Here is an 18,666-nt window from a genome sequence, read left to right on the forward strand (position 1 = left end):
AAAATCTAAAATCTAAAATCGATAGTCTCATCCAAAATCTAAAATCTAAAATCTAAAATCGATAGTCTCATCCAAAATCTAAAATCTAAAATCTAAAATCTAAAATCGATAGTCTCATCCAAAATCTAAAATCTAAAATCTAAAATCTAAAATCGCATGACTCACTATCAACAGATACTCAAGATTCAAACTACAGGGAAGTCTCTGTGCAAAATCACTCCTAAGATTGAAGATGCGGTGGCGAATTCAGGTATCAAAACAGGACTTTGTACCTTGTTTTTGCGCCATACTTCTGCTAGTTTGGTGATTCAAGAAAATGCTGACCCGGATGTACTTAAGGATTTGGCTAACTTTTTAGCTAAACTGGTACCGGAGGGCGATCGCTACATTCACGATGCGGAAGGACCAGACGATATGCCTGCCCACATTCGCACTGCGCTGACTCACACTTCCGAACAAATCCCGATCGATCGCGGCAGGTTACTGTTAGGAACTTGGCAGGGAATTTACCTGTGGGAACACCGCCAGCGGGGTCACATTCGCGAATTAGTTGTTCACGTCAGCGGCACCTGATCGGAATTTGCACCTCGCTGATTTTAGTTGCTTCCGGCGTCATCGGGGAATTGTAAAAAAAGCGGCGGGGCGGCCCGACTATTTCGTATTCAGGATGTTCTTGAAGCCAATCTTTGAGTTTCTGGAGGTTATTTTCGTAGCTTTCCCAAGTGTAGGCCCCGCCCACGCCGATGCTGACAACCGTCATCGGCGAAGTATCCCTGACTTCTACAGCGGAGTTAACGCTGCTGGGGGCGATATTTGGTGCGGGATAGAGGAACGAAACTTCTGCTTGGGGAACCCCATCGATTTGCTCAGAAGTTGCCGTGTAGCGCGCTTCTACTGGCGTTGTCATCGCAATTTGGTTGTTGCTGATGTGTTGAAATAAGGGATTGAAGGCGATTCCAGTTGCTTGTCGCAAATCGCCCGCGTGGGTGTAGGTGACAGCGCGGTACTGAGGATATTGCTTAACTTCTATGACCCCAATCTGTGCGGGCTCAGGGAATCCACTAGGTAATGCCATTTAAGATTTGAGATTTGAGATTTTACATTAAAGAATGGGGAAAGACTGACTCCGCAAGGGTTGGGAACTTGCTGGCAGTTGCATTGTTTTTTTGCAACTGGTATAAATAGGCTGAGATTGTTTGCAGACGATCGAGCCACACAACCAGTTTAGCAGTTATTCAGGGCGATGCTAACTGTCGATCGCCTAGAATTAGTTAGAGATTTATTAATTAAGCTCGTAATAAAACGGAGGGCGCTGAGTAAGCAGAGAAACATTAATCTAGTCGTCCTTGAAAAATAACCGTTTTTCAGGGGCGTCTGCTATTTTGGTCGGAAAACATTTGGCTGTTGGGCCGCTCGAGCTGTGCGTTCTCAGTTATTGCGACGCCGATCGCGTTCAGCAACGCCGATCGATTATACCGCTTTCAGGAAATGACGTATGAAAAAGATTCTAGTGATTGAGGACGAGCAAATAATTCGGGAGAATATTCTCAAACTCCTCAAAGCTGAAGGTTTCGACGTGACGGGTGCAGAAAATGGAGCCCAAGGTTTAAATGCGGCGGTGTCAAATCTTCCCGACGTGATTATTTGCGACGTGATGATGCCGGAACTTGACGGGTACGGGGTGCTGATGGCCTTGCGATCGAATCCTGTTACTGCTACACTACCTTTTGTTTTTCTCACCGGTAAAGTCGAGCGCTCTGAAATGCGGCAAGGTATGGAATTGGGAGCAGATGATTACCTGACTAAACCTTTTACTAAAGCTGAACTTGTGGGGGCGATATCGAGCCGCTTGAAAAAACAAGAAGCTGTCGCCGAACAGTACAATACTTTGCGATCGCAAAGCTGCGCATTAATCCAAGATGCCGCCGACAAATTAGAGCAGATAAAAACAAGTTTGTGCGACGCCCTGGAACGAGAAGAATTCCAAGTTTACTATCAGCCGCAGGTCAATGTCCAGACTGGTAAAATTATGAGCGCAGAAGCTTTAATACGCTGGCTGCATCCAGAAAAAGGGCTGATTTCCCCCGCACAATTTATTCCGTCTGCCGAAGCAACTGGCTTCATTGTACCGTTAGGCGAGTGGGTTTTGCAGACAGCTTGCAGGCAAATGCAAGTTTGGCAAAATGCTGGTTTTTCGGGGCTGCGGGTAGCGGTGAATCTGTCGGCGCGCCAATTTCACCAACCGGATCTCAGCAGCAGAATTGCCAAAATTTTAGCAGAAATTGGTTTGGAACCGAGCAGTTTGGAATTAGAGCTGACTGAAAGTTTGATGGTGGAGGATGCTCCAAGTGCGATCGCTACTTTGCAACAATTAAAAAGTTTGGGAGTTTCTATATCTATTGATGATTTCGGCACGGGCTATTCTTCTTTAAGCTATCTGGCGCAATACCCCTTCGATACTTTAAAAATCGACCGCTGTTTTATCAGCAATATCACCCATGGGTGCACAAATGCAGCGATTGTGAAAGCTATTATTGAAATGGCGCACAGTCTCTGTCTTGAGGTAATTGCCGAAGGAGTTGAGACGGAAGCCGAAAAAGATTTTCTATGGCGCTACAAGTGCGATACAATGCAAGGATATTTTTTCAGTCCTCCTTTGCCTGCAGGGGATTTTGAACAGTTGCTGGTGGCAGGCAAGTAGAAGATCGGTTAAGTCAATATTTGTCCTATAATTAAGTGCGATCCGGGTGAAATATGGTTTTAGAATCCAGCAGTAACGTTGACTCACTCAAATCAACCAATAAAACAAATAAGGATGTTTACATAGCTGTGCAACTAACTCTAGTGATAATTTTTTTAGCTATTTTGTCCAAATTTTTTGTCATTGTCAACGCTGGAGAACGGGGCGTCCTGATGCAGTTTGGTAAAGTGCAAGAACAGATCCTCGGAGAAGGACTTCACGTAATAGTCCCCACAGTTTATAGTGTAAAAAAGTTGAGCGTCAGGGTGCAAAAACAGGAAAGTTCCGCTGAAGCTTCCTCAAAAGATTTGCAAGATGTTTTTACGGATGTAGCGCTCAACTGGCACATTATCCCAGACGAAGCCAATGCTATTTTTCAACAAATAGGTGACGAAAAAGAAGTCGTGGCTCGCATTATCGATCCGGCAGTTGAAGAAGTATTAAAAGCAGTTATGGCTAAATACACGGCTGAAGAAATTATTACTAAACGGGGAGAAGTTAAAGCCGCAGTTGATGAATTTTTAACTTTGAGGTTGGTTACATATCACATTGCCGTTGACGATATTTCTTTAGTACACGTTCACTTTTCTGAGCGGTTTAGCGATGCGGTGGAGGCGAAACAAATTGCCGAACAGGAGGCAAAAAGAGGGGAGTTTTTAGCGCTGAAGGCAGTAAAAGAGGCCGAGGCTAAGGTGAATTTAGCCAAGGGAGAAGCCGAAGTGCAAAGGTTGCTGCGGGACAATTTGACTCCGGAACTTTTGGAAAGGCAGGCTATAGAAAAATGGAATGGGCAATTGCCGCTGATTTTTGGTGATGGGGGTAAAAATTTATTGGACTTGAGTAAATTGGTCGAGAGATAACAGCCCTGGACGCATCAGCCCAAAGAAACCGGGTTTTTTACCTAATCTGTGACCTACAACGAAGGATTTTCGGAAAAAAACCCGGTTTCTGACCACAAAAATACACGGCGTTTAGCTTTTTATGTCGGTAAAAAAACTGGTTTCTTGAGTATTGGTGTGTAAGTCCTGAATTACCACTTACCAGCACCTTAAGTTAATATCTGTTCAAAAGCTTTAGTAATTCCAGTTTGAAAACGCTGTCGGTGCTTCAGTTTTAAAACTGGTTTAATTATTTCAAAACATAGATTAGAACTAGGTTGGCTATCTATAATTTTAATCGATCGCAGTGTAGATAGCTGCAATTCTTTTTTTACCATCAATTCAGGAATAGCCGCTGCACCTGTGCCGCTTTCCACCACTGCTTTTACCATTTCGCTACTGTTCAAAACTAAAGTTACATTCAATTCATTGGGATTAATTCCCCAACTTTGCAAAGCTTGTTCCAACATTTGCTGAACTCCAGAACCAGCTTCTCGCATCACCCAATCCGTTTTCATAATTTCCGTTAAACTCACCTCTGCACGTTCAAACCAAGGGTGAGATTGCCCAACTACAATCAGCAATCGTTCGCTGCCTACAACTTCTTCCTCCAGAGTGCTCTTAAGTGAAGCTTTAATATCTCCCGTCACTAAACCCAAATCAAATGTTCCCGTCGCCGTCCCCGCACAAATTTCTTCGGCATTTGCCAGAGTACAATTCACGCAAATACCAGGATATTTTTGTTTGAAGTTGCTAAGTTTATCAGGCAACCAATAATTGCCAATGGTCAGACTGCAACCCAAGTTTAATTCGCCTCGCTGCAAGTCATTCAACTCCCGCAAACCTCTCTCAGTCAAAGCAACTTGGTGGAGAATTTTCTGAGTTTCAACTTGCAGCAACTTCCCAGCATCTGTGATTTCTATCCGGCGGCCGATGCGGTGAAATAGTTTTACTCCGTATTCCGCCTCTAAACATTGGATAGCGGCGCTGACAGCAGGTTGGGTAATGTAAAGTTCCTCCGCCGCGCGGCTGAAGTGCAGGTGTTCCGCGACAGCTAGAAAAACTCGCAGTTGGTCAAGTGTCATTCCGGCCATGCTGAGTACCCTTTTACTAAATATAGTTATTTTTTGACATTAATATCTCTGGCGGCTCAGTTTTGACGTGAACTTTTCGATCGACTCTGTTGTACAGGTTGGAATTATCCACAAAGCACGGTTGCCAGCCGCTCTTTCAATTTTCCTTTTAACCTCAAGGGTTTGAGCTGGTGGCGAGAGATAGGTTTGGTACTCCAACTGTTCTGTTGTGGTGGCACTGCATCACTTGTATTTATTAATTCGATAAAAAACAACATTTGATTATACCTCAGAAGGAGATTACAGTTATATTCAAGCTTCTAACGCAGGGCCCAATGCTGAAGCAGCACCGACAAGTTTAAGCCGAACGCCAAAAGTCGATCGACAAAAAGAGAGAAGATAAATGAGCAAGAAAACGCCAAAAAATCAGAGTGCACACGGCTTAAAGCCTGACTGCCTCTCCTTCGGGGAGGTTTTAGCTCAATCCTTTGCGGTGATTGCACCTACAACTATACCCGCATCTAATCTAGGGTTAATTGTCGCTCTTTCGGGTAACGGGACTTGGCTGAGCTTTCTCATCGGCTTGATGGGCCTAGTATTTGTCAGCATCAATATCAACCAATTTGCGAGTCGATCGGCTTCTGCTGGTTCTCTTTATTCTTATATTGTTAAAGGACTTGGCCCGACGGCCGGGGTAATTTGCGGCTGGAGTTTGGTACTGGCTTATCTATTTACTGCGATGTCCGTTTTGTGTGGTTTTGCCAACTTTACGGGTACTTTCATCGGTCATTTAGGCATCCACCCGTCAGCGATTACGCTGTTAGCGATCGGGGCCGGCGTTGCTTGGTATGCAGGTTATAAAGATATCCAACTCTCAGCTATGGCGATGCTGTGGCTGGAGGGGGTATCAGTGGCAGCGATTTTTATCTTGGGAATCATCATCTGGGCGCACAAAGGTTTTGCCCTGGATATGTCGCAATTAACTTTGGAAGGCGTAACTCCGGGCAGCATAGCGACGGGACTTGTATTGGTAATGTTTGGTTTCTCTGGTTTTGAAAGCGCTACATCTCTGGGCGACGAAGCGAAAAAACCCTTAAAAAATATCCCCAGGGCTGTCATGGGCAGTGCTGTCATGGCAGGCTTATTCTTCGTTCTGATGACCTATATTGAGGTTTTGGGTTTTAGCGGTACTGGAGTTTCTATTACTAATAGTGAAGAACCTCTGACTTTTCTATCGCAACAAGTCGGGATGGGCTGGCTGGGAGAGTTAGTGGCTTTAGGCGCTTTATTTAGCTTTTTTGCTTGCGTGCTCGGCAGCATCAATCCAGCGGCGAGAGTGTTTTTTATGATGGCGCGCCACGGTTTGTTTCACTCTTCATTAGGTGTAGCGCATTCATCTAATAGAACTCCCCACGTTGCAGTAACGATGTGTACATTTATGACATTTTTGGTTCCGGCTGTGATGTCTATGTTTAACATCAAACTGTTCGATTGTATGGGTTATTTGGGGGCAATTTGCAGCTACGGATTTTTAACGGTATACATCTTGATTTCGATCGCGGCTCCGGTTTACCTGCACAAAATTCGTAAATTGCGCGTGCGAGATGTGCTATTCTCGGTTGTGGCGATCGCATTTATGATGATTCCAATTGCGGGAAGTGTGGGCATTCCAGGCAGCACTATGTTCCCAGTTCCCGAAGCTCCTTACGATGCGTTTCCTTACTTGTTCTTGATGTACTTGGTGGTTACTTGCGGGTGGTTTGTCTTGCAGCGGCGGCGCTATCCTGGACTTGTGGGTTCGATGGAGCAGGGTATTGACGCAATTCATGCCAAGTTCGAGTAAGAAAATCCAATTTACGGCGGTGTTCGATTCAAAGCAGTCTCCTTTGACAGTGATGGTTTTTGATTGGCAGTTACCAGTTCGCACTCAGAACGAAGAGTTTTTAGCAACGGGCTTTTTACTGAGATATTGCAGCATTGTCAATAAGCATTTCAAGGGCGTTGCTGGGCTCAACAGCCCACAATAAAATTTATTTTTTGTGGAACGGGCATCTTGCCAGTTCCTAAGATACGATACCAGCGAGTACAACGAAATAAAAAATCTGAGGAGACACAGAAATGAATGAATTACTAACAGCAATTTCTACGGGGATGACGGCTTTTACGGCTACAAACCTGGACGATATTCTGATTCTGCTGCTGTTTTTCTCGCAGGTGAATGCAGTATTTCGGCGCAGGCATATCGTCTTCGGTCAGTATCTGGGCTTTACTGCACTGGTTTTTGCTAGCCTTCCGGGGTTTTTTGGCCGCTTAATCTTTCCGCCAGATTGGATCGGAATGCTGGGTTTGCTGCCAATTGCGATCGGGCTTAGCCGCTTGCTGAATCCAGAAACTGACGATTCGGAAGCTGAGGCAGAATTAGAGCAATCTGAGAACTCTTTTTTTAGCAGTTTTCTGTCTCCTCAAACTTACAGCGTAGCAGCGGTGACGGTGGCAAATGGGGGCGACAATATCGGGATATATGTGCCGCTTTTTGCTAGCAATACTTTAGACAGTTTGGCGGTGATTCTCGCTGTATTCTTCGCGATGGTGGGCGTTTGGTGCTACGCTGCTTATCGGTTAATTCAGATGCGGGCGATCGCGGATACTCTGACTCGCTACGGCAATCAGCTTGTGCCTTTTGTTTTGATCGGACTGGGAATAGCGATTCTGGTTAAAAGCGGCACTCTGGCAAGCCCAACTTTAAGTATAATATCCTTAGTGGGTTGCGCTTTCTGTTTGATAACTCTCAGCAGAGGTAACGCCAGGGAAACTGAAGTCTAGAAAAATTGTAGGGACAGCACATGAATTGGATTGCAGCAGCGATTGTTGCCGGGATTACATCTTTTGCCGCAACCAATATCGACGATATGGTGATTTCGATGCTGTTCTTCGCCCAGGTAAATGATACTTTCCGCCCCCGGCATATCTTTGTGGGTAAGTACCTCGGATTTGCAGCACTCATCGCTGCTAGTTTGCCGGGTTTTTTTGGCGGTTTAATTGTGCCGAAAGCTTGGATTGGCTTGCTGGGTTTGGTTCCGATCGCGATCGGCATCAGTCACTTAGTCAACAGAGAAAACGAGGAAAATGACGTACAAGCGGTATCGGGCGAATTTAAGCGTCAATCTAATTCATCTGCTGTGTCAAAATTAGCAAATCTTTTCAATCCCCAAACTTTGAATGTAGCTGCGGTAACAGTGGCGAACGGGGGAGACAACATCGGCATTTATTTGCCGCTGTTTGCTAGCAGCGATTTGCCGAGCTTGGTAGTGATTTTGGCGGTCTTCTCGGTGATGGTAGGTGTTTGGTCTTATGCCGCTTACTGGTTAACTGGCCACAGGGCGATCGCCCCTATTGTGACTCGCTATACTCAGGCTGTTGTCCCTTTTGTATTAATTGGCTTGGGATTATTTATTCTGATTGAAAGCGGTACTTATCGCCTGCTCCCGCAATTTCAATCTAACTAAATTAGCCCTTCGCTATTTGCATCCCTCTATAGGTAGATAAATTGCCAGAGATCGTAAGTCCTAAGTCATCATTTTCACCTTAACAATTGTTTGCTTAAAAATAGCGCTAAATCGCTTGAAATATATCAAGAATTATGCTAACGTAGTAATGAAGTGACTGATCGAGCTAAAAGCAGCTTCAAAGTAATTTAGCCTCAAGTATTCACGAAAGTTGAAACCATCTTTTGAGCTAGCGAATTGCCAGACTTAGGCAACAAGATACCTGTTGTCTCAATAAATCCTGTAGTGGTGAATCAAACCGAGCTAAAAACTTGAGGATAAATCCCTAAAATATCGCCCGAACACTTCGCCACTACCCCACGCAGCTCGGCTTTGACAATAGGTATAACGCTAAAAAACCAGATTTTTCGATTCTGCCAAATTTTGCCGATCGGGCAAACAAGTTAAAGAGAGCTGGTTTTTGCCTAAGTCCTAAAATAGCAAGCAAACAGAAAGTTGGAAAAAACCTGACAATCTAGAAAAGGAGAAAAATTGTGAAAATCTTCAAATTTGTTTTAGTGTTCTTGGTAATGGTCGCCAATTTAGTATTCGTTCCCCCCTCCTGGGCAGACGCTCCAAAAACGCCGAGATATGCGAAAAATCCCGACTACATAGAGGTGACAGAAGCTCTGAACACTCTCAAGGCAGCGAAAGACGCACCCGATACCCAGAATTATACCCCTGAGGAACTCCGGAAAAAAATCGCTCAATTGGAGTTTCAAAAATACACTTTAGAAACGGGAAAACCTTGGGGTCAGTGCCGCAACGAAACCGGAAAAACCCTGGCTGTCTACGGCCCGAAACACAAAAAAGCAGCGGAGTCTTCTTACGAGAATGCCCTTTATTTTCTAGCTGACGGCCAAACAACTGAACATAAATGGGATTGCGATGGAATTTATTTGCCCAGCGATGTCAATGCAACCGATTTAAGGTCAGCAGATCAACCTTCACAACAATTGACCGGCGGTCTAGCTGTTAAGATAGTTGACGGAACTCAAGTTGTAGCGAGAGCTAATCCCGATACGGCGGCTATAGAATTCAACGTTCCTACTGCGAAAATTTTCCAGCCTGGGGATGCGAATTGGTTTGTTCCTGATGTGACTCAGGCTTACATAGATTCGCAACTTCCCAACGCACCTACTGAGGAAAATGATTAGTTTTGGTGAAGTTGTTGTAACGCGGGCTGTGTAAAGCCCGTTGCAACGCAACATCCCGCCGGGGATCGCTCCCCCCGGCGGATAATCGTCCCAGCGAAAATATATCGGTTTCCCTTCTTAACTTGGCGCTAAAATTAAGGCGTTAAAATTAAAAGGTTTATCTATGCTATTAAATTGGAAATCCACGAAAGTAGATGCAGAAAAGACTAAGCGACCAAATCCGTCGCGGGTGCGGGATCACTTGGCAAACGAGCGCACTTATTTAGCATGGATGCGGACAGCAATATCGCTGATGGGTTTTGGCGTAGTTATCGTGCGCCTTCGCGCCTTCCATCCCCCTATGCTGCCAACTCCGGGCAATGGTTGGAAGTTGGGTTTGCTTTTTTCAACAGTGGGTTTGCTGACGGTGCTATTATCAACTAAGCACTACTTCGGCGTCCGCGAGGATATCGATTACGATACTTATGAACCTACCGATCGCTGGGTAATTCTTTTCAGCCTCGCGATCGCCATCCTAGGGGCTGGCGTAATTTATTATATGTTGACCATTCCTTCTACCTTAGAAGGTTTGATGGCACCAGAATAAGGGCGCCGGTTTTATATCAATCTTCCAGAGTTCGATCGCGTGCAATTATCGTTCAAACTGAGATGTTGCACCATTGTCAAGAACAGGCAAGATGCCTGTTCCACAAAAAGTGCATTTTCTTGTGGGGTGGGCAGGAGAGCCCGCCCAAAAAAGGCTTATCGAGAATGGTGCAAGATGTGAGTTCCAACCGATGCAAGTAGATGATGAGAAAACAAACCAGGAAAATCTGTCGCGGGCGATCGATCGATCGGCAAATGAGCGCACCTTCTTAGCATGGATGCGGGCTGCCGTCGCCCTCATGGGTTTTGGCGTCATCATCGTCCGACTTCGCGTCCTGCAAATGCCCGTACAGTACCGCCTGGGGATGGGGTGGAAGTTGGGTTTAATCTTCTCTCTAATAGGTTTGGCGACAGTCTTCATCTCAACTGTGCACTACTTCACCGTTCGCCGCCAAATTGACGAGGATACCTACGAACCGTCAGATTGGTTGATATTCGTCTTCAGTTCGGCTGTCGCCTTATTGGGGATTGGAGTAATTTATTTTATCTTTGCAGCCGCCCTCAGCCCAAGTAGTTCTGTAATACCCGATTGATTTTGATATACTCACCGTCCTTTCATGAGCGGTGATTCTTGACGCTTCATCGACTGGCGCGTGACCGTTGTAGTCTTACCCTCTCTCTGCGCCCATTTAGAGTCGTGGCGATACCCCATCCCGACTTTATTTATGTTTTTTGCTGCGTTTTCGTCTCGGTCGTGTATTGTTTGACAATCCAAGCATTGAATCGACCGAGTTTTTAAATCTAATTTTCCCCACTTAAAACCACAGTTTGAACAGACTTGGCTAGTAGGTTCCCATTTACCGACTACTATGAACTCTCTGCCAAATTTTTCAGACTTGGCTTCACAGAGTGTCCTAAACTCCCTCCATCCCTGCTGACTAATCGCTCTTGATAATTTCCGATTTTTAACCATTCCCGACACATTCAAATCTTCCAAAACGATCACTTGGTTTTCGTTTACTATTTTGGTTGATAACTTGTGCAGGAAATCTTTGCGCGTGTCAGCAATTCGATTGTGAAGCTTGGCTATTTTAAGTCTAGTTATTTCTCTTCTTTTGGAATCCTTTGGCTGGCGGGCTAATTTACGTTGGAATTTGCGTATTTTGCGGTCTAACTCTTTGTAGCTAGGGCTTTCAGCTTTTTCGCCATGGCTCATTACTGCAAAGGTTTTAATCCCTAAATCAATTCCGATACTTGAATTCTCTGCTTTAGTCTGAATTGGCTCTATCTCTACGACAAAGCTCAAAAAATAGCGATTAGCACAGTCTTTGATTACTGTAACAGAGCTAGGTTCAGACGGTAATTGCCTAGACCATATAGGTTTGACTATTCCAATTTTAGCAAGATAGACTCCATCGCCTTTAAAAGAAAACCCTCCAATTCTAAAACGTGCTGATTGACTGTTTGTTCTTTTCTTGAATTTAGGATATCCGACTTGGCGACCTTTTCGCTTTCCCTTACAGGAGGCGAAAAAATTCTTAAAAGCAGTATCTAAATCGGCAACTGACTGCTGTAAAGGAATGTTTGAAACTTCAGATAACCATTTACGTTCCTCGGTTAGTTTAGCTTGAGTTATGACTAATTTCTGGAGTTGGGCCGATTTAGGCTTTGTTTTCGACTGTCTGCAAAGCGCAAGAGCATCATTCCAGACAACCCGAACACATCCAAACAACTGAACTAAACTTTGGTGCTGTTGGTCTGTTGGGTAAAATCTGTACTGATATCTTGTTTTCACTGGCTATGCTACTATTGGTCTGTACCATGAAATTATATATTGGTTTAGAGTAAATGGCAACCTATTTCCGAAAAGAACGACATAGTGTTACAGATCTTAAGATTCACTTGGTTTGTGTGACTAAATACCGACGGTCGGTATTTACTGCCGAAAGTTTGGGTGTAATTGAAAAGTCGTTTTGCTTGCGTAGCCGAAAAGATGGATTTCCAGATCCTTGAATTTAATGGTGAAGGGAATCAGGTTCACGCACTTATTGAATATCCTCCTAAGCTTTCAATCTCTCAAATAGTGAACGCACTGAAAGGAGTTTCTAGTCGGCGATACTTCCAGGCAGGATACAAAAAGCCTCACAAGGAGGCTTTTTGTCGTCCTAGCTACTTCTCGGTTTCTGTAGGAGGAGCGCCGCTAGAAATTCTTAAAACATATATTCAAAGCCAAGAAAAGCCGTCCTAAAAGGACGGGGCTTGAATCCCCTCCTTTTGGTCAACAGGAGTTAATTATGAACAGCGATACAGTTGCCACGATCGCTTCCATTATCATCTTAGCTGCTGCTATCTGGGCAGCATTCCTAGTGCTCGAGAGTGTCGCGAAAATAGTGCCTAAATTGCTGGGCGTGACAGTCGCGATCGGGCTTTTGCTGGTTTACCTGCAATTTTACTGGGGCATCGACACTGCATATCTTTGGCAAACTGTCAAGCATTTGCCTGAAGCTTTCAATTTCTCGATCGGCGCCTAAACTACCACTAGCCAGCATTCTCAACAACCTCTCTCGGATAGATATTTTTGTACCTGAAACAAACTATATTTAGCCGATCCCACAAAATACGGTAACTTGATTGACTTACTAGACATAACTGATTTGGGCTGTTAAACTACGGTAAGTCGATCGAGTAATGAGCTATCAACGTGGAAAACGCTAAAAAAGTCAGTGAAGAGTACCAGCTTGCAGGACAACTGACCCAACAGTTGCCAGAAGCTAAGGGCTTTAACGAAGTCTGGTTTAAGAAAATCCGAGGCGGGTTGCTTCTGGCAATTGGATATTTGCTATCACCGCTGTGTTGGTGGAACGACATATTTTTCAATCTGCCAATTGCCTACGCTTTTGGGTATATCTGTAGTTGGCTTTCCCCTGATTTACTGTTTCCTTGCACAATTGTCGGCTACTGGCTTTCCAATATTGTGGGAATTCTGTTGATGCAGCTAGGAACTTTAGATGTTTTGGCCGACAAACCCAAGGAAAAAAACCTCAAAAAAGAGTTATTGACGGGTTTAGTTTCCTCAACTGTCTTCACGGTTGTCATTGTGGCATTGATTCATTTTAATGTTCTCGAGACTCCCGATTTCTTTTCCGGCCAGCAGTCGGTTAACCTCAGCTCTGCTTTACCTGTGACGCTCGTCACTCCAAGGTAGAAGGTCGAATATAAACCCCATAAATAAATCCAGGGTTTTTAATCAGTTACACAGGTAGATATAAGAAAATCAGGGAGCTTTTACACTACAATTTATGTAGTTTTGTTTATTTGCATTTACTTATTTTTACCAAGAATTTTGTAGCTGAACGCGCGGTAAGTTTCAAGCGTGGAAGAGCCAAATTCCTGGCTAGAAATATTGAAATGCGAGTAAGATTTTGCCTGTGTAGCTGTGTTGCAGGAGTCGCGCCAGTTATCTCTTTGTTGGTTGGCAGCGCTTAATTACACAGTTTTTGGGCATAACAGTGAACTACTTATTACTATCCTTTCTCAGCTTTTTTGTGGGCATTATCGTTGGTTTGACTGGAGTTGGCGGAGCCTCGCTCATCACCCCAATGTTAATTTTTGTTTTTCAAATTCCAGCATCAATTGCTATTAGTTCTGATGTCGTAGCTGCCACACTGATGAAAGTTGTTGGCGGCTTCAAACACTGGCAGCAAAAAACCCTCGACTTGCAAGTAGTTAAGTGGCTGGCTTTGGGCAGCGTACCCGGTTCGCTGACTGGCGTGTGGCTTTTACACTGCATCCAATCCAGCGGAAATCAGGACTTAGACAGCATATTGCTGCGCTTTCTCGGAGTAGCCATCGCCCTAATTGTCGCTTTATCGCTGACCCAATTAGTGGTCAAAACATTTTTCCCTAATTTTAAATTGCCTTCCCCCCGTGAATGGGACTTAAATACTAATTATGGCCGTATTTGTACTGTGAGTGCGGCAGCAATTTTAGGCTGCATAGTGGGAATCACTAGCGTGTCTTCCGGTTCGATGTTTGCACTGTTGCTGATTGCTTTTTTCCGCCTGGATACTTCTAAATTGGTGGGTACAGATATTTCCCAGGCGGCAATTTTGTTGATGTTTACATCTGTGGGACACCTCAGCCTCGGAACAGTAAACTGGAGTTTAGTTTTGCCGATTTGGTTGGGTTCGGTGCCGGGAGTTTTGGTAGGTGCTAAATTCTGCCAAATTATGCCTCAACGCCCGCTAAAGTTTGTTATTTACGGAATGTTGGCGATGGCTAGTTGGAAGTTGTATCAAGTCTGAAAAGTTAAACCTAGTGTCAGCCTGCTGTTTGAGTCCACAATCCTCAATAATCCCCCCTAACCCCTAAAAAAAAGGGGGGGACTGTTTGATCCTCCCGAAATCTGCCAGGGTTTGAAACCCACGGGGCTTATAGCAAAAGTCGGTTAAAACAGAGATGTTGCACCATTCTCCATAAGCTTTTTATGAACGGGCAAGATGCCCGTTCCACAAGAAAATTCACACTCTTTGTGGAACAGGCATCTTGCCTGTTCTTAAGATATGAACAGGCAAGATGCCTGTTCCACAAGAAAATTCACTCTTTGTGGAACAGGCATCTTGCCTGTTCTTAAGATATGAACGGGCAAGATGCCTGTTCCACAAGAAAATTCACTCTTTGTGGAACAGGCATCTTGCCTGTTCTTAAGATATGAACAGGCAAGATGTGAGTTAAAACCGACTCAAATAGTAATTTTTAGTGCTTATAGCGAGGACTTTCGCTCTCTCGAAAGGGGTTTCAACCCCTTTCGGACTATAGCTTTAAAAGAAAGAATGAATCAGCCCTGCCCTAGGAGGGGTATGCACGGGGGATCTAGACGGGAATGCAAGCTAGACTTATCAAGGACGATCGTGCAACCTAACCTACAATTTAATAATTGCTGACTAATGCTTCAAGTTCCTCGGCCGTCGGCAATTCTAAATCTTTGAACAAGGCTGTACTGAGGTAGCGTTCGCCATAAGAAGGCTGCACAAAAACTATCAATTTTCCAGCATTTTCGGGACGCTTGCCGACTTGAATTGCGGCAAACAAAGCGGCGCCTGCAGAAATTCCTGACAACAATCCTTCTTCTCTGGCCAGCCGACGGCTGTAAGCGATCGCATCTTCGTCGCTAACTGCGATCGTTTCATCAATTAACTCTGGTTTCAACACTTCCGGGATGAATCCTGCACCAATCCCTTGAATTTTGTGAGCACCAGATTTGCCTCCTGAAAGCACGGGGCTGCTGGCGGGTTCAACTGCGATCGTCCTAAAACTAGACTTTCGCGGTTTAATTACCTCAGCAACTCCAGTAATCGTACCGCCGGTGCCAACTCCAGCAACTAAAAAATCTACTTTACCCTCTGTATCTTCCCAAATTTCCTCAGCCGTTGTTTCCCGGTGAATTTTCGGATTAGCGGGGTTACGAAACTGTTGCAGCATGAAAGCATCGGGGGTTTCTTCTACAATTTCTTCCGCACGGGCGATCGCGCTTAACATCCCTTCATGTCCCGGAGTTAATTCCAACCGAGCTCCGTAAGCTTTCAGCATCGATCGGCGTTCCGTGCTCATCGTATCCGGCATAGTTAAAATCAGACTGTACCCTTTCGCCGCCGCTACCATTGCCAAAGCAATTCCAGTATTTCCTGAAGTCGGTTCAACTAAAATAGTTTTCCCCGGTTGAATTAACCCCGCTTCTTCTGCAGCCTGAATCATGCTCGCCCCGATTCGATCTTTCACCGAAGCAGCCGGATTCATCCCTTCCAATTTTGCCACAATTTGGGCAACTACTCCTTCGGCTTGGGGAATTTTATTGAGCTGAACTAAAGGAGTTCTGCCAATTATTTCTGTAACATCCTTAGCAATTCTCATGGCTTAATTTCTCTCCGCTTAAATGTAGTACATAGGATTTGTTTGTTTGCGAAGATCCCGCTGTTCGCACAAATCTTGTAATGTGTATTTGCCCAAAACCGCGAAAGATGCCTGTCGAGCTTCCTGCCATATTTCTAGCACCGCAGTTTTTTCTATTGTTACAGATTCCGAAACTTTTTGGGTCTGGCCGCTGCCGGATCCTTCGAGAGTCGAAAACACCTCTAGCAAAGTAATCTGCCAAGGCTCTTTCGCCAGCAAATAACCGCCTTTAGCGCCCCGCAGACTCTGGACGATACTCGCACGCCGCAGCACGGCAAGAATTTGGTCTAGATAGCGTTCTGGTATCTCACCAGAAGCAGTAAGTTCGCTTACTGTTAGGGGCGAATCCTTCGGGTGGTGGCTCGCCAGTTCCAAGAGGGCTAACAGGGCATATTGTACTCTAGAAGATAGTTCCACATTCCCCACTGGCGATCGAGTTTAAATTGTACATTATATCATAGTACACAATTCCGGTAGGTGTACAGGTGTTATTATATTTTCATTACAAAAACGGTTGGAGAAATCCCGTGAGCAACGTAAATGTAGGTTTAAGCTGTCGGCACTGTCGGTATTACGAGCAGCACGGACACAGGGGCGGAAACTGCCAGATGCTCGGCGTGGGGGTACAGGGTGGGTGGAAAGCTTGCTCCTTGTTGGTTCCGCCCTTTGCACCGTCTTGGGAACACCCGGAAGCGGGTAGAGCCCGAAAGTCTCAAATGTTGCAGGGAGCGAGTATTTTACAGGCAATACCGCCGCCTTGAAGTAACTGCAAGTAGGTAGGCGGATATATGCTGTCTCATCGTTAAGTTGATTCATACTGAGATATTGCACCATTGTCAGCAACAGGCAAGATGCCTGTTCCACAAGAAAATTTATCTTTTGTGGAACAGGCATCTTGCCTGTTGCTAAAAGGCTAATTGAGAATTGTGCAACATATGAGTTCATACTCACCTACTTAAGGGCAGCCAACAGGTGCGAAATATCGCATCTGTTGGCAGTGAGAAGAAAGAAATCAGGAGAAAGAGAAAAGCAAGTGCGATCGTCGCCCTTGCTTTTGAACTTATTGACCAGTGGATGAGAAAATTTAATCAACGCAAATTCGATACAAATTATATCGTTTCTGCTGGCATCGGAATAATAATTTTCCGAGTCTAGTACGCTCGGGATCCTCGCACTACTTTTTCATTTTGATACAACCGGAGTTGAGATTATCTCCTTCGCAGACAACTCAAAATTTGCTCGAAGATCGCATTGTCAGCGAATAATTTCTTTTGCACCGCATTCCTACCACCTACATCGGCGATCGTAAACTATTAACAGTTAATATCCTTTTATATTTCGTAGTGCCACACCTCGGAAGCTTGCAGAATAATCCGGTGGAGCGGCAGACGATCGATCAAGCCTTGCTGCTCAAAATGACCGAGGGTGCGAGTGACAGTTACGCGACTTGTACCGATGATTTCTGCAATGTCCTGATGCGTTAAAATCATATCGATCAGATGTCCTTGCTCTACCTCAGAACCAAACCTCTTAGCCAGCCAAATTAATAGTTGATAGAGCATAAAATCAACTCTTTTGTAACCTCGCATTACCATAAAAGCTTCAGCCTGCTGAATGTGATTGAGCAAAATATCTCGATTTAGCCAGCGATCGCCAGATAATAGAATTGCCTCGACTTTAGTGAGGCATTCAATTTGAAAAGGATCGCATTTTGAGATCGGTTTGCCGATCGTATCACCAGGTCCCCACAATCCCAAGGTGATAATTGTGCCATCTTCAAGCCACGTTACAGTTCGCACTACTCCAGTTTCAATTCGCCACAGAGCATTGCTTCGGTTGGGCAAGTGCATGCGGCGAGAAAATCTATGTCGGCTCGTTTCATCAAAAGTTTTAGTGGAAACAGAAGCAATAGTCATAGCCAGTTACTGAAAAAATCCAAGTTAGTTTGTACAATTGCAGCAGGATAGTGTTGCTAGCCAAAATCTCTATAAATTCAAGCTTTACTAGATTCCTGCACCGTCTAAAAACTGTGTAATAAATAAATTAGAAGACATAAATAATTCATGTTTTTTAGTCTCACTTGGCTCGGATTCAGTTGCTTTTATCGGAGTTATTTGAGATTTAAAAATTTCAACCTGGTCTTCTAAATCCTTAATTCTATCGAACAAAGCTCGAATTGCTTGAGCTTCCAAATCCGGTATGTTTTGAGAATTTTGAGCATCTTCCACCTGCTTTTTCCGAGAGATGATGCGACCGGGAATTCCTACAACTGTGCAATCGCTAGGGACATCCCGCAGCACTACCGAACCCGCACCAATCCGAACATTATTGCCAATTTGAATATTGCCTAAAACCTTAGCGCCGGCTCCTAGGACTACATTTTCTCCCAGCGTCGGATGCCGTTTTCCTATTTCTTTACCCGTGCCGCCAAGGGTTGCTCCTTGATAAATTACAGCATAATCTCCAAGGATCGCAGTTTCGCCAATTACCACCCCCATGCCGTGGTCGATAAACACGCCCCTACCAATTTTCGCTCCTGGGTGGATCTCAATACCTGTTAAAAAGCGGCTCAGTTGAGAAATCAAGCGCGGTACAAACGGAAGGCCAGCGGAATAAAGCCAGTGTGCCCTCCGGTGCAAAAAAAGTGCTTGCAGTCCGGGATAGCAAAATAATACTTCCAGCCAGTTGCGCGCCGCAGGGTCACGTTCGTAAATAATTTGCAAGTCAGGGAACATATTT

Annotated in this window: 20 protein-coding genes and 1 pseudogene; 14 read left to right on the forward strand and 7 right to left on the reverse strand. The window is 44.7% G+C overall.

Annotated elements, in window-relative coordinates; all coding sequences use genetic code 11:
• The first annotated feature begins 156 nt into the window (after nt 1–156).
• Nucleotides 157–573, forward strand: coding sequence for a secondary thiamine-phosphate synthase enzyme YjbQ (locus tag QUB61_RS13350; RefSeq protein WP_333129055.1), 417 nt, complete (start codon nt 157–159; stop codon nt 571–573).
• Here QUB61_RS13350 and QUB61_RS13355 read toward each other — a convergent pair.
• Complete coding sequence (locus QUB61_RS13355) at nt 560–1,075, reverse strand: heme-binding protein (protein ID WP_333129057.1); 516 nt, start codon at nt 1,073–1,075, stop codon at nt 560–562. The two genes, QUB61_RS13350 and QUB61_RS13355, sit on opposite strands and share 14 nt — an antisense overlap.
• Nucleotides 1,076–1,495: 420 nt before the next feature.
• On the opposite strand from QUB61_RS13355, the gene QUB61_RS13360 reads away from it, so the two are divergent.
• The gene (locus QUB61_RS13360; RefSeq protein WP_333129059.1) at nt 1,496–2,701 is read left to right on the forward strand and encodes an EAL domain-containing response regulator; all 1,206 of its coding nucleotides are present in this window, start codon (nt 1,496–1,498) and stop codon (nt 2,699–2,701) included.
• A gap of 53 nt (nt 2,702–2,754) precedes the next feature.
• Nucleotides 2,755–3,600 carry a prohibitin family protein gene (locus QUB61_RS13365; RefSeq protein ID WP_333129061.1) on the forward strand — a complete coding sequence of 282 codons (846 nt, stop codon included), beginning with the start codon at nt 2,755–2,757 and terminating at the stop codon, nt 3,598–3,600.
• A 188-nt stretch (nt 3,601–3,788) separates the two neighbouring features.
• Here the strand turns inward: QUB61_RS13365 and QUB61_RS13370 are convergent, their stop codons facing one another.
• Nucleotides 3,789–4,703: a LysR substrate-binding domain-containing protein gene (locus QUB61_RS13370; protein ID WP_333129063.1), complete on the reverse strand. Its 915-nt coding sequence runs from the start codon at nt 4,701–4,703 to the stop codon at nt 3,789–3,791.
• 391 nt (nt 4,704–5,094) lie between these two features.
• Between QUB61_RS13370 and QUB61_RS13375 the strand changes: the two genes are divergently transcribed.
• From QUB61_RS13375 to QUB61_RS13400, 6 genes are all read left to right on the forward strand, one after another.
• Nucleotides 5,095–6,534 carry an APC family permease gene (locus QUB61_RS13375; RefSeq protein ID WP_333129065.1) on the forward strand — a complete coding sequence of 480 codons (1,440 nt, stop codon included), beginning with the start codon at nt 5,095–5,097 and terminating at the stop codon, nt 6,532–6,534.
• Between the two features lie 275 nt (nt 6,535–6,809).
• Nucleotides 6,810–7,514, forward strand: a complete 705-nt coding sequence (locus QUB61_RS13380) for a cadmium resistance transporter (protein WP_333129068.1) — start codon at nt 6,810–6,812, stop codon at nt 7,512–7,514.
• A 20-nt stretch (nt 7,515–7,534) separates the two neighbouring features.
• The gene (locus tag QUB61_RS13385; protein WP_333129070.1) at nt 7,535–8,197 is read left to right on the forward strand and encodes a cadmium resistance transporter; all 663 of its coding nucleotides are present in this window, start codon (nt 7,535–7,537) and stop codon (nt 8,195–8,197) included.
• Nucleotides 8,198–8,730: 533 nt separating this feature from the next.
• Nucleotides 8,731–9,393, forward strand: coding sequence for a hypothetical protein (locus QUB61_RS13390; RefSeq protein WP_333129072.1), 663 nt, complete (start codon nt 8,731–8,733; stop codon nt 9,391–9,393).
• 163 nt (nt 9,394–9,556) lie between these two features.
• The gene (locus tag QUB61_RS13395; RefSeq protein WP_333129074.1) at nt 9,557–9,979 is read left to right on the forward strand and encodes a DUF202 domain-containing protein; all 423 of its coding nucleotides are present in this window, start codon (nt 9,557–9,559) and stop codon (nt 9,977–9,979) included.
• 91 nt (nt 9,980–10,070) lie between these two features.
• Nucleotides 10,071–10,571, forward strand: coding sequence for a DUF202 domain-containing protein (locus tag QUB61_RS13400; RefSeq protein ID WP_333129076.1), 501 nt, complete (start codon nt 10,071–10,073; stop codon nt 10,569–10,571).
• A gap of 11 nt (nt 10,572–10,582) precedes the next feature.
• Here the strand turns inward: QUB61_RS13400 and QUB61_RS13405 are convergent, their stop codons facing one another.
• Entirely contained in the window at nt 10,583–11,773 is a 1,191-nt protein-coding gene (locus QUB61_RS13405) for a transposase (protein ID WP_333129079.1), read from the reverse strand.
• A gap of 53 nt (nt 11,774–11,826) precedes the next feature.
• On the opposite strand from QUB61_RS13405, the pseudogene tnpA reads away from it, so the two are divergent.
• The 4 genes and pseudogenes from tnpA (at nt 11,827) to QUB61_RS13425 (ending at nt 14,282) form a co-directional block, all read left to right on the forward strand.
• Nucleotides 11,827–12,226 (forward strand): annotated as a pseudogene (gene tnpA / locus QUB61_RS13410) (IS200/IS605 family transposase).
• A 46-nt stretch (nt 12,227–12,272) separates the two neighbouring features.
• Nucleotides 12,273–12,509: a hypothetical protein gene (locus QUB61_RS13415; RefSeq protein WP_333129082.1), complete on the forward strand. Its 237-nt coding sequence runs from the start codon at nt 12,273–12,275 to the stop codon at nt 12,507–12,509.
• Nucleotides 12,510–12,679: 170 nt separating this feature from the next.
• The gene (locus tag QUB61_RS13420) at nt 12,680–13,183 is read left to right on the forward strand and encodes a hypothetical protein (RefSeq protein WP_333129084.1); all 504 of its coding nucleotides are present in this window, start codon (nt 12,680–12,682) and stop codon (nt 13,181–13,183) included.
• A gap of 304 nt (nt 13,184–13,487) precedes the next feature.
• Nucleotides 13,488–14,282: a sulfite exporter TauE/SafE family protein gene (locus tag QUB61_RS13425; RefSeq protein ID WP_333129085.1), complete on the forward strand. Its 795-nt coding sequence runs from the start codon at nt 13,488–13,490 to the stop codon at nt 14,280–14,282.
• Nucleotides 14,283–14,907: 625 nt separating this feature from the next.
• Here QUB61_RS13425 and cysK read toward each other — a convergent pair.
• Nucleotides 14,908–15,888 carry a cysteine synthase A gene (gene cysK / locus QUB61_RS13430; RefSeq protein WP_333129087.1) on the reverse strand — a complete coding sequence of 327 codons (981 nt, stop codon included), beginning with the start codon at nt 15,886–15,888 and terminating at the stop codon, nt 14,908–14,910.
• An 18-nt stretch (nt 15,889–15,906) separates the two neighbouring features.
• Nucleotides 15,907–16,344 carry an Rrf2 family transcriptional regulator gene (locus QUB61_RS13435; protein ID WP_333129090.1) on the reverse strand — a complete coding sequence of 146 codons (438 nt, stop codon included), beginning with the start codon at nt 16,342–16,344 and terminating at the stop codon, nt 15,907–15,909.
• Nucleotides 16,345–16,454: 110 nt separating this feature from the next.
• Here QUB61_RS13435 and QUB61_RS13440 point away from each other — a divergent pair, with 110 nt between their 5' ends.
• Complete coding sequence (locus tag QUB61_RS13440; RefSeq protein ID WP_333129093.1) at nt 16,455–16,688, forward strand: hypothetical protein; 234 nt, start codon at nt 16,455–16,457, stop codon at nt 16,686–16,688.
• Nucleotides 16,689–17,258: 570 nt separating this feature from the next.
• Here QUB61_RS13440 and QUB61_RS13445 read toward each other — a convergent pair.
• Together QUB61_RS13445 and cysE are read right to left on the reverse strand one after the other, a co-directional pair.
• Nucleotides 17,259–17,843, reverse strand: coding sequence for a Crp/Fnr family transcriptional regulator (locus QUB61_RS13445; protein WP_333129095.1), 585 nt, complete (start codon nt 17,841–17,843; stop codon nt 17,259–17,261).
• 87 nt (nt 17,844–17,930) lie between these two features.
• Nucleotides 17,931–18,662, reverse strand: coding sequence for a serine O-acetyltransferase (cysE, locus tag QUB61_RS13450; protein ID WP_333129097.1), 732 nt, complete (start codon nt 18,660–18,662; stop codon nt 17,931–17,933).
• Between the last annotated feature and the right edge of the window lie 4 nt (nt 18,663–18,666).

The organism is Microcoleus sp. C2D2, assembly GCF_036702495.1.
Taxonomy (GTDB): Bacteria; Cyanobacteriota; Cyanobacteriia; order Cyanobacteriales; family Microcoleaceae; genus Microcoleus.

Bases quoted from the DNA above. Each gene is read 5' to 3' on its own strand.
- QUB61_RS13355 (WP_333129057.1), bottom strand. From the start codon at position 1,075: ATGGCATTACCTAGTGGATTCCCTGAGCCCGCACAGATTGGGGTCATA.
- QUB61_RS13370 (WP_333129063.1), bottom strand. From the start codon at position 4,703: ATGACACTTGACCAACTGCGAGTTTTTCTAGCTGTCGCGGAACACCTG.
- QUB61_RS13415 (WP_333129082.1), top strand. From the start codon at position 12,273: ATGAACAGCGATACAGTTGCCACGATCGCTTCCATTATCATCTTAGCT.
- QUB61_RS13385 (WP_333129070.1), top strand. From the start codon at position 7,535: ATGAATTGGATTGCAGCAGCGATTGTTGCCGGGATTACATCTTTTGCC.
- QUB61_RS13395 (WP_333129074.1), top strand. From the start codon at position 9,557: ATGCTATTAAATTGGAAATCCACGAAAGTAGATGCAGAAAAGACTAAG.
- QUB61_RS13365 (WP_333129061.1), top strand. From the start codon at position 2,755: ATGGTTTTAGAATCCAGCAGTAACGTTGACTCACTCAAATCAACCAAT.
- QUB61_RS13375 (WP_333129065.1), top strand. From the start codon at position 5,095: ATGAGCAAGAAAACGCCAAAAAATCAGAGTGCACACGGCTTAAAGCCT.
- QUB61_RS13360 (WP_333129059.1), top strand. From the start codon at position 1,496: ATGAAAAAGATTCTAGTGATTGAGGACGAGCAAATAATTCGGGAGAAT.
- cysK (WP_333129087.1), bottom strand. From the start codon at position 15,888: ATGAGAATTGCTAAGGATGTTACAGAAATAATTGGCAGAACTCCTTTA.
- cysE (WP_333129097.1), bottom strand. From the start codon at position 18,662: ATGTTCCCTGACTTGCAAATTATTTACGAACGTGACCCTGCGGCGCGC.
- QUB61_RS13400 (WP_333129076.1), top strand. From the start codon at position 10,071: ATGCCTGTTCCACAAAAAGTGCATTTTCTTGTGGGGTGGGCAGGAGAG.
- QUB61_RS13380 (WP_333129068.1), top strand. From the start codon at position 6,810: ATGAATGAATTACTAACAGCAATTTCTACGGGGATGACGGCTTTTACG.
- QUB61_RS13350 (WP_333129055.1), top strand. From the start codon at position 157: ATGACTCACTATCAACAGATACTCAAGATTCAAACTACAGGGAAGTCT.
- QUB61_RS13445 (WP_333129095.1), bottom strand. From the start codon at position 17,843: ATGACTATTGCTTCTGTTTCCACTAAAACTTTTGATGAAACGAGCCGA.